The sequence below is a fragment of the Streptomyces sp. NPDC107538 genome (genome assembly GCF_055657445.1).
Genome location: NZ_JBVKAY010000013.1, coordinates 47,635 through 61,471, shown reverse-complemented (window position 1 = coordinate 61,471; position 13,837 = coordinate 47,635). Strand labels below are relative to the sequence as shown.

15 protein-coding genes and 1 pseudogene are annotated in these 13,837 nt (G+C 68.4%); 12 read left to right on the top strand and 4 right to left on the bottom strand.

Annotated elements, in window-relative coordinates; all coding sequences use genetic code 11:
• The first annotated feature begins 56 nt into the window (after nt 1-56).
• The 7 genes from ACZ7MG_RS33850 (at nt 57) to ACZ7MG_RS33820 (ending at nt 6,371) form a co-directional block, all read left to right on the top strand.
• Entirely contained in the window at nt 57-488 is a 432-nt protein-coding gene (locus ACZ7MG_RS33850; protein ID WP_471382843.1) for an ATP-binding protein, read from the top strand.
• 39 nt (nt 489-527) lie between these two features.
• Nucleotides 528-1,814: a UDP-N-acetylglucosamine 1-carboxyvinyltransferase gene (locus tag ACZ7MG_RS33845; RefSeq protein ID WP_471383000.1), complete on the top strand. Its 1,287-nt coding sequence runs from the start codon at nt 528-530 to the stop codon at nt 1,812-1,814.
• Complete coding sequence (locus tag ACZ7MG_RS33840; protein ID WP_471382845.1) at nt 1,811-3,046, top strand: metallophosphoesterase; 1,236 nt, start codon at nt 1,811-1,813, stop codon at nt 3,044-3,046. The genes ACZ7MG_RS33845 and ACZ7MG_RS33840 overlap by 4 nt, the downstream gene beginning before the upstream one ends.
• Complete coding sequence (gene dcd, locus ACZ7MG_RS33835; RefSeq protein ID WP_471382847.1) at nt 3,043-3,582, top strand: dCTP deaminase; 540 nt, start codon at nt 3,043-3,045, stop codon at nt 3,580-3,582. Before ACZ7MG_RS33840 ends, dcd begins: the two co-directional genes overlap by 4 nt.
• A complete protein-coding gene (locus ACZ7MG_RS33830; RefSeq protein WP_471382849.1) occupies nt 3,579-4,115 on the top strand; it encodes a dCTP deaminase in 537 nt (178 codons plus the stop codon). The genes dcd and ACZ7MG_RS33830 overlap by 4 nt, the downstream gene beginning before the upstream one ends.
• Nucleotides 4,112-5,227, top strand: a complete 1,116-nt coding sequence (locus ACZ7MG_RS33825) for a glycosyltransferase family 4 protein (RefSeq protein WP_471382850.1) — start codon at nt 4,112-4,114, stop codon at nt 5,225-5,227. Before ACZ7MG_RS33830 ends, ACZ7MG_RS33825 begins: the two co-directional genes overlap by 4 nt.
• 100 nt (nt 5,228-5,327) lie before the next feature.
• Entirely contained in the window at nt 5,328-6,371 is a 1,044-nt protein-coding gene (locus tag ACZ7MG_RS33820; protein WP_471383002.1) for a serine hydrolase domain-containing protein, read from the top strand.
• Here the strand turns inward: ACZ7MG_RS33820 and ACZ7MG_RS33815 are convergent.
• The gene (locus ACZ7MG_RS33815; RefSeq protein ID WP_471383010.1) at nt 6,364-6,639 is read right to left on the bottom strand and encodes a hypothetical protein; all 276 of its coding nucleotides are present in this window, start codon (nt 6,637-6,639) and stop codon (nt 6,364-6,366) included. The two genes, ACZ7MG_RS33820 and ACZ7MG_RS33815, sit on opposite strands and share 8 nt — an antisense overlap.
• A gap of 40 nt (nt 6,640-6,679) precedes the next feature.
• Nucleotides 6,680-7,021, bottom strand: a pseudogene (locus ACZ7MG_RS33810) (transposase family protein); the annotation flags it as partial.
• A 184-nt stretch (nt 7,022-7,205) separates the two neighbouring features.
• Between ACZ7MG_RS33810 and ACZ7MG_RS33805 the strand changes: the two are divergent.
• Nucleotides 7,206-7,694 carry a GNAT family N-acetyltransferase gene (locus ACZ7MG_RS33805; RefSeq protein ID WP_471946425.1) on the top strand — a complete coding sequence of 163 codons (489 nt, stop codon included), beginning with the start codon at nt 7,206-7,208 and terminating at the stop codon, nt 7,692-7,694.
• A 2-nt stretch (nt 7,695-7,696) separates the two neighbouring features.
• Here ACZ7MG_RS33805 and ACZ7MG_RS33800 read toward each other — a convergent pair whose 3' ends face one another.
• Together ACZ7MG_RS33800 and ACZ7MG_RS33795 are read right to left on the bottom strand one after the other, a co-directional pair.
• On the bottom strand, nt 7,697-7,894 hold the full coding sequence (locus tag ACZ7MG_RS33800; protein WP_471382852.1) for a hypothetical protein: 198 nt from the start codon (nt 7,892-7,894) through the stop codon (nt 7,697-7,699).
• 65 nt (nt 7,895-7,959) lie between these two features.
• On the bottom strand, nt 7,960-8,970 hold the full coding sequence (locus ACZ7MG_RS33795; RefSeq protein WP_471382854.1) for a hypothetical protein: 1,011 nt from the start codon (nt 8,968-8,970) through the stop codon (nt 7,960-7,962).
• A 132-nt stretch (nt 8,971-9,102) separates the two neighbouring features.
• Between ACZ7MG_RS33795 and ACZ7MG_RS33790 the strand changes: the two genes are divergently transcribed.
• The 4 genes from ACZ7MG_RS33790 (at nt 9,103) to ACZ7MG_RS33775 (ending at nt 13,749) form a co-directional block, all read left to right on the top strand.
• The gene (locus ACZ7MG_RS33790) at nt 9,103-9,759 is read left to right on the top strand and encodes a TetR/AcrR family transcriptional regulator (protein ID WP_471382856.1); all 657 of its coding nucleotides are present in this window, start codon (nt 9,103-9,105) and stop codon (nt 9,757-9,759) included.
• Between the two features lie 152 nt (nt 9,760-9,911).
• Nucleotides 9,912-11,066: a pentapeptide repeat-containing protein gene (locus ACZ7MG_RS33785; RefSeq protein WP_471382857.1), complete on the top strand. Its 1,155-nt coding sequence runs from the start codon at nt 9,912-9,914 to the stop codon at nt 11,064-11,066.
• Nucleotides 11,067-11,203: 137 nt separating this feature from the next.
• Nucleotides 11,204-12,001, top strand: coding sequence for an RNA polymerase sigma factor (locus ACZ7MG_RS33780; protein ID WP_471382859.1), 798 nt, complete (start codon nt 11,204-11,206; stop codon nt 11,999-12,001).
• 707 nt (nt 12,002-12,708) lie between these two features.
• Nucleotides 12,709-13,749, top strand: a complete 1,041-nt coding sequence (locus tag ACZ7MG_RS33775; protein WP_471382861.1) for an SGNH/GDSL hydrolase family protein — start codon at nt 12,709-12,711, stop codon at nt 13,747-13,749.
• Nucleotides 13,750-13,837 lie beyond the last annotated feature (88 nt).

Below are 13,837 nucleotides of genomic sequence, written 5' to 3'. Positions count from 1 at the left end.
CCGCTTGCCTCCGGAGCGGTTGCGTGGAGCAGCCGCACCGATCCAGGAGGCAGCTCATGGAAGCGCACCAGATCCGATTCTCCGTTCACGGCACACCTGCCGCCGCCCGCTCCGCGCGGCAGCGGCTCGCGAACGGGATACGGCGCTGGGACGCCTCCCTCGACCAGGACCTGCTGAACACGGCAGAACTGGTCGCCGCCGAGCTGCTGACGAACGCGGTACGGCACGCGGGCCGCGGCCCGATCTCGGCCGGCGCCCGCCTCGACGGCGAGCGTCTGCTGATCGAGGTGACCGATGCCAGCCACACGGTCCCGCGAGCCGGACTGCCGGACATGGAGGCAGAGGACGGGCGCGGCCTGTTCCTCGTCGCCGCCCTGGCCGATCGCCACGGAGTCGACCCGCTGCCGTCCGGCAAACGCTGCTGGGCCGAGTTCAAGGTCGGCGCCCCAGCCCAGCCCTCACGACACGTTCCTCTGCAAAGGAGTTGACGGTTGACAGCCGTACGGATCCCTCCAGTCGCCGCCGAAGTGGTGGCCATCCGACCCGGGAGCTCTCTCACCGGCTCCGTCACGGTCGACGGGTCCAAGAATGCAGCCCTGCCGCTCCTGGCAGCCGCGGCGGCTCTGCACCGCCCGGTGCACCTGGGTAACGTCCCGACGAACGCCGACGTCGAGACGATGCTCGCCCTGCTCCAGCAGGCCGGCTGGCACACGGCCCGGCCCGTCAGCGACCCGCAGACCGCGGTGATCCTTCCGGCCCATAAGCCCGAGGCCGGGCCCGACCTCGACATCGCCGCCCGCATCCGGGCCTCGTACTACCTCGTCCCCGCCCTGCTCGGCGCGTACGGGCGGGCCCGGTTCCCCTGGCCGGGCGGCTGCCGGATCGGGGAACGCGGCATGGAGCAGCACTTCAAGGTCTACGAACACTTCGGCGACCGCACGACCGTCGACGACCACGGCTACGCCGTGGAAGCGGCTGGCACTACCCGGGCCGGAACCGTCGCGATCACACTGCCCTTCCGCTCCCGGGGCGCGACCATCGCCGCCCTCCTGCGCGCGGTCGTGGCCGGACGGCCACTGCGGCTGGGGATGCCCAACCTCTCGCCGGAAGTGCTGGCTGTCGTGGAAGCGCTGCGGGCGGCTGGCTGGCAGGGCCGAGTGAGCGAGGCGCTTCTCGCTTTCGCGCCGCCCTTGGCCGCGCCACCAGAGACCATCGTGTGGCGGGTTCCCGGCGACAAGATCGAGGCTGGGACTTTGGCGTGCGCGGTCGCCGTCACAGGCGGCGACGCCCGGATCTGCGGCGTACGCGCTGACGATGTTGTCCCCTTGGTTCGGTCCCTGCGATGGCTCGGGGTTCCCGCCGATGCGGAGGACGACGTGCTTACGGTCCGAGCGACAGACGTCCGTCCCACGAGCCGGTCACTTCGAGCTGTCGCTTCCCTCGCCCCCAGTGGCCTGGACGCCGACTTCGAACCCTCCCTGATGGCCTTGGCCCTCACCCGCCCCGGCACCCACCTCTTCTCCGACACCATCAACCCCGGCCGCCACGGCAACCTGCTGCCGCAGCTGGCCCGTCTCGGTGCCGCGATCCACGAACTGTCCCCCACCAAGTGCCGTCTCACCGGTCCGCAGCAGTTGACCGGGGCCGGAGTAGAGGCCACCGACATCCGTACCGGCTCCGCCCTGCTCATCGCCGGCCTGACAGCGCACGGCGTCACCACCCTGGGCGGCCTCGACCAGCTCCGACGCGGCCACGCCGACCTCCCCACCAAGCTGTACGCCCTCGGCGCCGACATCTGCGAGGTCACGCCATGAACCGACAGTTACGGCGGATCATCGCCACGACCGATGTCCACTCCGCCTTCGCCTCCCCCGCACCGATGCTCGCCCACCTCCACGCCGCCAGGGCCGAGAGCCTGATCGTGGACTGCGGCGACTTCTTCGAAGGCAGCGGCTTCTACCACCTCGGCCAGGGCCAGATCGAGCACGAGATCCTCACCAGCCTGTACGACCTGCTGGCTCCCGGAAACCATGGCTGGCGCCACCACTTCGAGCCAGAGCTCCGCGAGATGACCGTGTGCGCCAACACGACTGACGACGCTGGCAAGCCCCTCTTCGACCGCGTACGCATCGAGCGGATCGCCGGCCGACGCGTTGCCATCACCGCAGTGATCGGGGCCCAGGCGTTCGACGCGATTCCCGCCGACGATCGCATCGGGCACCACGTCACCGATCCTGCCCAGGCCCTGCGCGAGGTGATGCTCGAACACCACCACCGCGCCGACACCTGGATCGTGCTGTCCCACTCCGGCTTCGACGAGGACCTGAAGCTGGCCGCCGCCTGCCCCTCCGCGGACGTCATCTTCTCCGGGCACTGCCACAGCGACACGTACGGTCCCGTGCCCGTCGGCGACACCCTCGTGGTCAAGGGACGCGAACTCGGCATCGGGTACGCCACCGCAGAGCCCGTCGGAACCGGCTGGGCCGCCCGCACGACCACCTTCCCCCGCTCGCACGAGTTCCCCAAGGGCCTTGCCACGGTGCAAGACAAGATCGCACTTGTCGACCGGACACTCGCGAGCCCGCTCGGCATCGTGAACGAGCCTTACCGAAATACCCGGTTGGACCGGCACCAGCTACTGACAGAGATCGCCGGCCGACTGCACTCGGGCCTCGGCGCGGACGCGGTCGTCCTCAACGAGACCGCCCTGCGCTCCACACCTCTCGGCGAAGTGCTCACCCTCGGCGACCTGTTGACCATCGAGCCCTTCGACAACCAACTCGTCCACGCCTGCCTCTCCGACGACCAGGCCCAGGACCACGAGAAGCTGCTCGGCCACCTCACCGCACGCGTCGGCCCCCTGGTCACTGCTCCCACTCCTCTGCCCCCGGCCACGAGCAGAGTGTTGACGACTGACTACCTCGCCAACAGCTACCTCGGCGGACGAACGCATCAAGCCGGACTGCGGCTCAGCCAAGCCGTACGAAGCGTCCTGGCCACACCCCTGGCAGGCACCGCCCCCACTGTCGCAGGAGGCGAGCGATGATCCTCACCGGACCCGAGATCACCGCCGCTGCCCACGACGGCCGCCTGACCATCGCCCCCTTCGAACCGGAGCAGGTCAACCCCAACAGTTACAACATCCGCCTCGGCCCTACCTTGCTGACCTACACCGACACCGTGATCGACGCCCACCGCCCCAACCCCACCCACGAGATCACGATCGGGAAGAGCGGATACGTACTCCGGCCCGGGGAGCTGTACCTCGGACACACCGTCGAACAGGTCGGCTCCGACACCTACGTACCACTGCTCTTCGGCCGCTCCTCCGTCGGCAGGCTCGGCCTGTTCGTCGAGATCACCGCCCCGATCGGCGACCTCGGCTTCCACGGCCAGTGGACGCTGATGCTCTCCCCAATCCGCCCGCTACGGGTGTACGCGGGCATGCGCATCGGGCAGATCATGTTCTTCGTCTCCACCGGCGCCGTCACCCCCTACCAGGGCAAATACCAGGCCGCCCTCGGCCCGCAGCCCTCCGCCTACTGGCGCGACACGGCCCCGCTCAAGGCGGTCGCCTCGTGATCCTCACCGGCCCCGCGATCAGCGCCGCCATCCAGGCAGGCGAGATCACGATCGACCCGTACGACCCCGCCCGACTCTCCCCGAACGCCTACGACTGGCGACTCGGCGACACCATCCGTATGTGCGACGGAGACCTGGACTCAGCCGTCCCCACCGAGTGCGCCGAGCAGGCGATCCCCGCCGCGGGCCTGGTGCTGAAGCCGGGTGTTCTCTACCTCGGCATTACGCTGGAGAGGACTGGCTCCGAGTCGTACGCGCAGATGCTCAACGGCGATCGGACCATCGGCGCACTCGGTATCTGGGTCCATGTCTCCGCCCCGCTCGGCCACCAAGGCCATGCCATCCGCTGGACCCTGGAGATCCGTGCAGCCCGGCCGGTTCGCATCTACGCGGGCATGACCTTCGGCAAGCTCGTCTTCCTCACCGCCTTCGGCACGCCGGCCAGCTACCAGCACCAGGGCGCCAAGTACGCGACGACGGACGGCATCGACATCTCCCGCCTCTATGAAGAGAACCCCGGAGGAGTCCGGTGACCCCGCAACCGACCGCTGGGCCGCTGGCCGCCACCCTGCTGGACCTGCCCGCTGGAAGCCCGGGAGGCAGCGTCGAACTCTTCCTCGACCTCTACACGGGCGAGCAACCGCTCATCCCGGCGCGGGCGTTCATGCTCGCTCCCACCGGCCCGCGCCCTCACCTCCCGGCCGGGCTCGATCTCCTCCAAGTCCCCGGGAAGTGTCTGGAGGGCCCAGCCTTCGGCCGATACGTCGCAGCCCTGCGTTCGGCACTGGCGGCCGCGATCGACCCGACCCGGATCGACGTCCTGCACCTGCAGCACCTCACCTTCGGCGCCACCCCCGCCCTGATCCGCGCGCTCCCCGCGCACCCACGCATTGCCTTGGTCCACGGCACCGACCTGCTCTTCGCCGAGGCCCACCGCGACCAGCTCCAAGTGCTGCACGAGACCACGAAGGCCGTCGACGCCATCGTCGTCCCCACCAGCGCGATGGCCGACCAACTCCGCAAACTCGTCCCACTGGTCAACCGCCGCAAGATCACCCACATCCCCTGGGGCATCCCCGACCACCTGATCACCGACCCACCGGTCTGGCCAGTCCGCTCTCCGACGAGCCATCTGCGGCTGTTGTACGCGGGACGGCTCACGGCCGAGAAGGGCGTCGAGGCCCTGGTGAAGAGCCTGGCCTCGGTGCCGGGCGTCGAGTTGAGCGTCGCAGCACCCCAAGCCCACTTCCACACCCTGACCCCGCTCCTGCAACGAGCTGGCGTACGAGCCCGCTACCTCGGCTGGCTCCGCCGCCCACAGCTGTGGAAAACCTTCACCGAGCACGACCTCCTGGTCATGCCGTCCACAACCCTGGAGGCCATGGGCCTGGTCGCACTGGAGGCCCAAGCCTGCGGCCTCCCCGTCCTCTACCAACCCGTGCCCGGCCTCAGCGAAGCCCTCGCCGCCTCCGGCGTGGCAACCGACTTCACCAACCCTGCCGCCCTCGCCCGTGACTTGGACCGCCTACGCACGACACCTGGCCTGCTCCCGGCCCTTCGTCAGGCGGGCCACGCGAATGCCGCCCGCTACCCGCTCTCCGCCACCGCCCAGGCTCTGGCCGATCTGGGCCGCCAGCTCACCTAGAACCACCCTGACCAACTGGCGTCCGACACGCCATTGCCACACCCCACCCACGCCCGTCACTACGCTGACCGGCGGGATGCCCACGGCGAACAGGGAGACCATGACGTACCGCACCGACCGCATCGAAGCCCTGCTCGACGAAGGCGTTCGCGACAAGGTCTACCCCGGCGCCGTCTGGGCCGTCGGCGACGCCTCGGGCATCCGGGCCCAAGGCACGACAGGAGTTCTCGACCCCGACGAACCGAACGCTCCGATGCGCCCCGACACCGTCTTCGACGCGGCGAGCCTCACCAAGATCCTCGCCGTCTGGTCCTCCGTCGGAGTCCTGTGGGAGGAAGGCAAACTCGACCTCGACGCCCCGCTCGGCGAGTTCTGGATGGAGATCGAAGGCCACCCACTCGCGGCCGTCACAGCCCGCCAACTCCTCACCCACACCGCAGGCGTCCCGCTCCGGGCCCAGCTGAAGAACCTGTACGGCACCGACCTCCAGGACATCCGCGACGGCGTACTGCACGAAGCCCTGCACCGCCCGCCGGGCGAGGCTGTCGAGTACACCGACCGGGCCGCGCTCATCCTCGGCTACCTCGCCGAACACCTCTCCGGCCAGACCCTCGACCAGCTCGCCACGGAACGGACCTGGCAGCCCCTGGGCATGAACTCCACTTGCTTCGGCCCCCTACCCGCCGAAGCCGCCGCCCGATGCGCGCCCACCGAACTCGACCCTGACACCAACACCCACCTCAAGGGCACCGCCCACGACTTCTCCGCCCGTCTTCTCGGCGGCGTGTGCGGCATCGCCGGCGCCTTCACCGTCCTCGACGACCTCGCCCGCTTCCTGCGTTACATGCTGGACCAGAACAGCGTCCAGGAGAGGGCGGGATTCGGATCCGCGTGGACGGCGGAGTCACTCACCACGCAGACAGGCTCCCTGACTCCCGCGCGCGGTCTCTTCTGGCACCCCGCACACGGCGCCGATGCTTCCGACGACATCTGGGTCCACTACGGCTTCACGGGGACCGGCATGTGGATCTCCCCCCGGCTCCAACGGTGGGCGGTCCTGCTGACCAATAAGCTCTACTACACCCGCGACCGCCAACCCCTGACGGACATCCGCAATACCTTCCGCGCATCTGTCTTCAACTGAGCTCGTTTGGCTGGATGGCACCCAGCCTGTCCTGACCAGGCGGTTGCCCCGAGGTCCACCAGTGCAACAACGCCTCGTCTGCGGTGAACAACTCATCACAGGAGAAAACACCGCGGTCGTAGTGGAACTCCAGCTGCCAGAAGTCCGTCATCCGCTTCCACCACAGCCTGCGGACACCATCCGCGAGCGCGGTGTCTTCCAGCGGCACCACGGACCGGTACCCGCCGACGAACGCCGAGACGCGGGCCAGGTCGAACACCCAGTCCACCCCGAACTGCACCTGTTGCCGGGCACCCGTCGGCCGACCACGTGGGAACCAGGGTGCCGTCCACGATCAGCACGGTCTCCTTGCGGAATTGCTTGCGCTGCCGCAGGGCCAGTAGCGGCCCGAGCTGATCGACGATCCGATCCGCAGCCGACTTGTATACCCCGAACAGCGGAGCGAGTTGCCGCAGTGTCAGGTTCGTTCGCCGGTAAGCGGTGACCGACAGGACCCGATCGTGCAGTGGCAGGCTCCACGGCCGACCTTTGCGGACCGGGTCCGCACCTTCGCGCCGCAGCGCGGTGACCAGCTTGCCGAACTGCCGCGGGCTCAGCCCGGTGAACGGGGCTATCCAGGACGGCTCGGACGCCGTGATCACACCAGACACAGCAAGATCATCTCAACTGCCGGCCATTCGCGGCGGCCTCTCGCAGCTGGCGCCGTTCGCTTTCAGTAGCAGTGTTCGTCTGATTGCTTGAGTAGCGGTGGCCCGAGCCAGGAGTGTGGGCAGCGGAAACGGCTTTGCGCCCTGTGTGATCGGCATGGATGCTGGCTCGCCGGAGGTACTGAAGATGATCAATGTTGTGTTGAAGCTGTCGGCCCGCGATTTGGTGCAAGCGGACCTGGCGTCGTGCGGGTGGGCAGGGTCTGACCTCCACTTGGCTGGCGTCGCCAAGCAGTTGGAACGTGTCCGGACCGGCGAGGTCGACTACCTTGCGGTCTGCCCTGCAACGGGCATCCCTGTGGCGAAAGGCGGCGTCGACTATCAGGTCAAGAAGGGGGCTGGCACTTTGTGGCAGCTGGCAGTCCACCCCGCATTGCAGTCGTGCGGGATTGGCACCTTCCTTGTTCAAGCCGCAGAACTGCGGATCAGGAACCGCGGTCTGCGGCAGGCCGAGCTCGGTGTGGAGGAAAGCAACCCCCGGGCACGTGCGCTCTACGAAAGGCTGGGTTATGTCGCGTACGACCGTCAGCCGGACTCGTGGGACGAGCAAGCCCCTGATGGGTCGTTGCGCCGCTACGAGACGATGTGCACGTTGATGCGGAAGGAACTCACGTAGGCTCAGTCACCTTCGCGGGTCTCTCGGCGGACGCGGCGATACGGCCGGTCCAGGCCGACCGCCTTCGCGATCGACCAGCAGTTGCCCGCAATGCCTGGCATCAGTAACCCGCGCAGGTACAACACCCCGTTGGCCCGCAGGTCGCGGCGGCGGTATACCGGCGCGAGGTCTGCAGCGTGTCCGGCGAATACCGCTTCCATCTGCTCGGGATCTGCAGTGCGCCGCAGTGCAGACCCCGAGCCGTGGTCACCGTGCGCGGGTCCTGTCACCTCCTATACCGATGCGCCACTGCCGTAAAGGCGGCCTTGGGCTCCCATTCCATGTCGGGGTAGGTCTGCCCCCGGCGCCCTTCGAGGAGTTTGACGATGCCCAGGCCGGCCCGGTCCAAGTCGTCCCTGGGGTCGCCGTCCGGGCGGTGCGGGTAGCCGGGCAAGGCGAACAAGAACACGAACGCGCTATCCACGCCCTCGGTCTCGAAGATCTCCAGCAGCTCGCTCAGATATGCGGCCTGGCCGGCCTCGTCACGCTCGTATATGCCGTTCAGCCGTACAGGGGCCTTGGTCTTTGGGTCGTGCTCGACCACTTCCAGCACCCGCCCACCGCGGTCTCCCGCGCCGCGGTAGGCCGCGGTGCCGAACCCGGTGATGGCGAGCGGCTTCGGGCCTTGGGCCAGGGTGCGCACCGCGTCCCGGAACCGGTCGGCGACCTCGGCGGAGCGGATCAGCTCGAACGTCACGATGTCGAAGGGCGTCCAGTCGACCTGCTCGAACTGGATGGATGCGTAGGTGAGTTTGCCCTGGAAGCGCTCGCGGACCGTGGCCGCGGCGTCGCGGAGGAATGCGTTGATGCGCACGCCGAGTTCGCGCATGGCTTCGGCCCGTCGCTCGGGTTGGCTCATCAGCTGCTCGACCCGCTCTTCGGGGCTCTCTCCGGGCAGGAACCCGCGGTTCATCACGCTCAGCTCGACCCCTGCGACGAACACGACTTCGGCCCCCTGTTGCCGGAGTCGTTCCGCTCGCTCGGCGCAGTCGCGGAAGAGCGTGAGGATCTGCTCCAGGTCCAGCTCCAGCGGATAGGGCGAGAACCAGACCTCCAGGCCGAGTTCGGCGGCGGCACCGGCGGCCAGCTCCAGTCGGTCCGGGTCGCCGCCGATGATCTGGACCGCGTTGCAGTGCAGGTCGTCGCGGATGATGGCGAGCTCGCGCCGGACCACCGCGGGGTCGAAGTGTTCGCGGGATGTCTGGCCGTGCACGACGAATCCGGTGTCGTAGGTCATTCCTCTTGCTCGCATGGTGACGTCCTCTCTGCCGGTCTCGGTCGGGTCGAGGCTGGCAGGAAAAGTGCGTGCACGCAAGTTTACGTACGCGCAACTTTGCGCACGCGCAGCCCTGTGTGGAACGCTGACGCCGTGACGACACCACCGCCAGGGCTGCGGGAGCGGAAGAAGCAGGCAACGCGCGAGGCACTACGCGATGCGGCCCTGCGCCTGGCCGTGGAGCGCGGACCGGACCAGGTGCGGGTCGAGGACATCGCCGAAGCGGCCGGGGTCTCGCCGCGCACCTACAACAACTACTTCGCCAGCCGCGAGCAGGCGATCGTCTCCGCTGTCACCGCGGACCGGGAGGCGCGCATCGCGGCGGCGGTCGCGGCCCGGCCCGCAGGAGTGCGCCTGGCTGACGCCGTCACCGAAGCAGTGGTCGAGCAGTACACGAACACCGGAGAGCGCGAACACAAGGCGCTGCTGCTGATCACTACCCAGACCGCGCTGCGCGACGCGTTCCTCGATACCACCGCCGGCATCGAGCCGCCTCTCACGGCGGTGATCGCCGAACGCCTGGGCGACGCCGAAGCGCGCACAGCCCGCGTCCTCGCGGCAAGCGTGGCCGCGGCAGTTCGCATCGCCCTGGAAGGCTGGCTCCGGCCAGCCGGGAAGGCAGAGGCCGCCGAGAGTTTCGCCTCCGGAGGACTGGTCGTGCCCTCCGGCTCACTGCCCGACCAGCTCCGCACCGCGCTGGCCCCGCTCGCGCCCGCGTTCGACGCGGCCGAGCAACACACGCAGCCGTGAAGCCGACCCAACTGGGGCATCTGGTGAACAGTCAGTAGATCCAGAACATGCCGATGCACTCGGCCATCATCCTTGGCAGCCGATTCAATGGAGGTGACGCTATGTCAGGTCGCGATCTATGACTGGAGTACTAGGCTCCCATGCCCATGGAGATGGGGGAACCAGACCGCGGGCGGCGGCCATGGCACGACGGGCTGGTCAGACGTCGTATAGCCGCAGGTCTGCTGGCCGGGGCGGGGCTGGTCATTCTGGGCACGGTGTTCGTCGTACTGCCGGGGGTGGTGGTCGACCACGATCTCGCCGGGGCGAGCGTCGCCGTGCAGGATCGGCTTAAAGCGGTGAACGATGTCCGTACGACCCTTCTGCAGGTGGTCGGCGGCCTGGTCGTGCTCTTCGGCGCGTACGCCACCTGGCGGCAACTGCGGGTGAGTCAGGACGGTTTGCGCGCCACCCAGGAGGGCTACGTCACCGACCGGTTCAGCCGGGCCGTCGACCAGCTAGGCAGCGACAAGCTGGATGTGCGCATCGGCGGGTTGCACGCGCTGTGGCGGATCGCAGAGCAGTCCGCCCGCGACCGGGAAGCCATCATCTCCATCCAGGCCGCGTATCTGCGTACACACCTGCCCTGGCCACCCACCGGGCCCGAATCACCGGCGGCAGACGTGCCCATCAACGACATCGCACCCCTGGAGACCCGCGCCGCCGACGCCCAGGTGGCGCTGACCGCGCTCGGCGTACTGTGCCGGCACCGGGAGCAGTCCTGGGTCAATCTCAGCATCACCGACTTGCGCCGGGCCGACTGTGACGGACTGTGGTTCCCCGAGGTCAACTTCGACCGCGCTTGCATGGAGGCGGCGGGCCTATACCACGCCAATCTGACCCAGGCGTCCCTGGTCTCGGTCAACCTGCGGCACGCCGACCTCACGACTGCGATTCTCCGCCGGGCTCGCTGCATTCTGGCCGACCTACGGGCCGCGAAGCTGGTCGAAACCGACTTGCGGGACGCCGACTTCACCGAGACCGACCTGCGCGAGGCAAACCTGCGCAAGGCCGACGCCCACGGCGCGGTCTTCCACCGCGCCGACCTCCGCATGGCCGACTTGCGCGGCACCGACCTGAGCACCGCCAACCTTGTCGAAGCACGCCTGACCGGCGCCCTGGCCAGCGAGCACACCCGCTGGCCCGCCGACTTCGACCACACGGCCGCCGGAGTCGTCGACACCGATGACCCCGGCCCCGAGCCCTCGCCCCTACTCCAGCCGCCCGGGATGACGTGGCAGGCACCCCCGCTGAGGTCCACTCCCTGACCAGAACGCGCCGGTCAAGACTGCGGCGACCCGCGATCCGCCTGACCGGCGTCACTCCTCCTCAGCGGCGTCCTGATCGCGCAGAGCTCCAGGCTGCCAGGCAGATCCGGGAGCTGATATCGCTCCCAAGGTCGATAGTGCAGTCGGCGTTCACCAAGGCGCTTCGCACCCCTCAGACGATCCGCGAGCCTCGCGCCTATCTGTATGCAGTGATTCGCAACGATGTGCGGGCCGCCAGTCAGCAGAACCGGTCGAGACTGGAGCCGCCTGCGGCGTGGGCAGGGCAAGTGCCTGCGGCCGAGGAACCCCATGTCGCGGACTTCAGTGAGCTGGTCGCCAATCGCGTGGCTGTGTACAAGGCGCTGCACGACCTCCCTCCGCAACAGCGCACGGCAGTGTGGGCGACCAAGGCCATGGACTACACGCAGGCCGAGACAGCAGCGGTCATGCAGAAGAGACCCGGCACGATCGCGACTCACGTACTGCGTGCGGTGGCGGCACTCCGAGTTCATCTGGTCGCCCTGCTGGTTGCGGTCGCTACTGTGCTGTGTGCGGTGGGTAGCGATCGCATTCTGCGGGCGGTCCCAGCTGCGGGCAGACAGCCTGATGGAGCGCACCGCGCGCTCACCTCAGAGGGGTGGATCTACGGCCTGGGCCAAGTGGCGGTGTGGTTGCTGGTAGTCGGCATCGGTAGTCACTCTGTCAGGAATTGGCTGCGGCGCCGACGCGATCCTGATGAGATCGACACCTTTGCCCGAAGGCCATGGAAGCCTCAGTTCCGTAGGGCGCTTTCCGATCTGCGGTATGACGCGGCCGGGTGGCTGTCCTCCCTGGTGTCTCGTCGAGAGCCGGTTCAGGACTACCCGTCAAGCGAAGTCTGGCGCACGCGGACGTATTTGCCGGACGCCGAGCCTTACGGGCGGCGGCGCCGATAAAGAAGCTGCTCAGCCTGCCTTCTTGCGTGAGCGATGCGTGAGCGGACGGAGCCGCACGAGTCATCACGGAGAAGAGCACGTAGTCAGTCACATCTGTCCTGACCAGGTAATTCCGGATGCCGAAGGACTGTCCGGAACCACCCAGCAAGCTTTGGCCAGGACTTTTAATCCATTGGTTGTGGGTTCGAGTCCCACAGGGCCTACGGTTCGCGGGTGGGGGACATCCCCCCTGACCTGCGGTGCGGCGCTCGGGTCGGCTTCGGTCGGGTCGGGCGCCGCTTCGTTTTCGGGGCCGTGTGTGAGCGATGCCTGAGCGGATGTGCGGTCGACGCGCGCGCCGCCGACAGGCTTCCGGCCGAGTATGCGGAGGCAGGCACCTCGGCCGCGGGACTGGTCTTCGACTGCCGTCCGCCCGTGCGGGGTTGTCGTTCGTCTGGAGGCGGCCTCGGCCCCTGAAGCGCACGGGCCCGGTGCCGGGCCCGGGTGGCGGACGGGAGGGCTCCGTATCTTTCGGGTTGTGATCACGTCCGGGGTCGTCGGCCATGCCCCCTTCTGGCCAGGCGAGATGGGCGTATATGAGGGGGTTGTCCAAGAACGACCGGGTGTAGCCGCACTCGCTGGGGGCATCACGCTGTGCTCATGAATGAATACGGAGCGTTCAGATCGCGCTCGCCTCTCCTCGTGAGCCCCGATGAAAGGGCACAGCCATGTCTTCGGCCATGCGTAAGACGACCACTCCCAAGGCACGGCGGCTGGCCGCCGCGGCCGTCGCGCTGGGCAGCTGCCTGGCGCTCGCCGTCCCGGCGGGAACCGCCGACGCGGCGCCCGCCGACCCGGTGCCGACCGTCTTCTTCGGCGACTCCTACACCGCCAACTTCGGCATCGCTCCCGTGAACGACATGGACAAGCCCAGGGGCTGGTGCTTCCAGGCCACGGAGAACTATCCCGCCGTCGCCACCCGGAGCCTGGCCGACAAGGGCATCACGCTCGACGTCCAGTCGGACGTCTCCTGCGGAGGCGCACTCATCGACAACTTCTGGCAGGAGCAGCAGCTGCCCTTCGGCGCGGGGACGGTGCCGGCGCAGCGGGAGGCGCTCAAGCAGGACACCCAGCTGGTCGTGGGCGGTATGGGCGGCAACACGCTGGGCTTCACCAGCATCCTCAAGCAGTGCTCCGACAAGCTGCGGGGCGACGCCGGAGTGCTGCTGCCCGGAGAGCCGGTGGCCCCGGGCAAGCCGGCCGGCGAGTGCGCGGACTTCTTCGCCTCGGGCGACGGAAAGGACTGGCTGGACTACAAGTTCCAGCAGGTCGAAGTGAACCTGGAGGACATGCTCATGATGATGAGCTACGCCACCTCGGGCACCGAGCGCGTCCTGGTCGGCTACCCGAGGCTCGTGCCCCAGGACACGGCCAAGTGCCTGACGGCGGCCCCCGGCCAGACGGAACTGCCGTTCGTCGACATCCCCCAGGACGCGCTGCCGGTCCTGGACCAGGTCCAGAAGCGGCTGGACGACGTCATGAAGAAGGCCGCCGCGGACGACGGTGCCGACTTCGTGGACCTCTACGACAACACCGGAAACAACACGGCCTGCGACGGCGCCGACCGGGGCATCGGCGGCCTGCTGGAGAACTCCACGCTCGAACTCTTCGGCCAGCCGATCCCCTGGTACGCCCACCCCAACGAGAAGGGCCGTGACATCCAGGCCGAGCGCGTGGCCGCCAAGATCGAGGAAGTCCTCAACCGCTGACGGGAACCGCTGACGGGGCCACAAGAGGCCACGCGGCGCCCGAGTCGGCTTTGGTCGGCTCGGGCGCCGCTGTGTGGTCAGGGCAGGG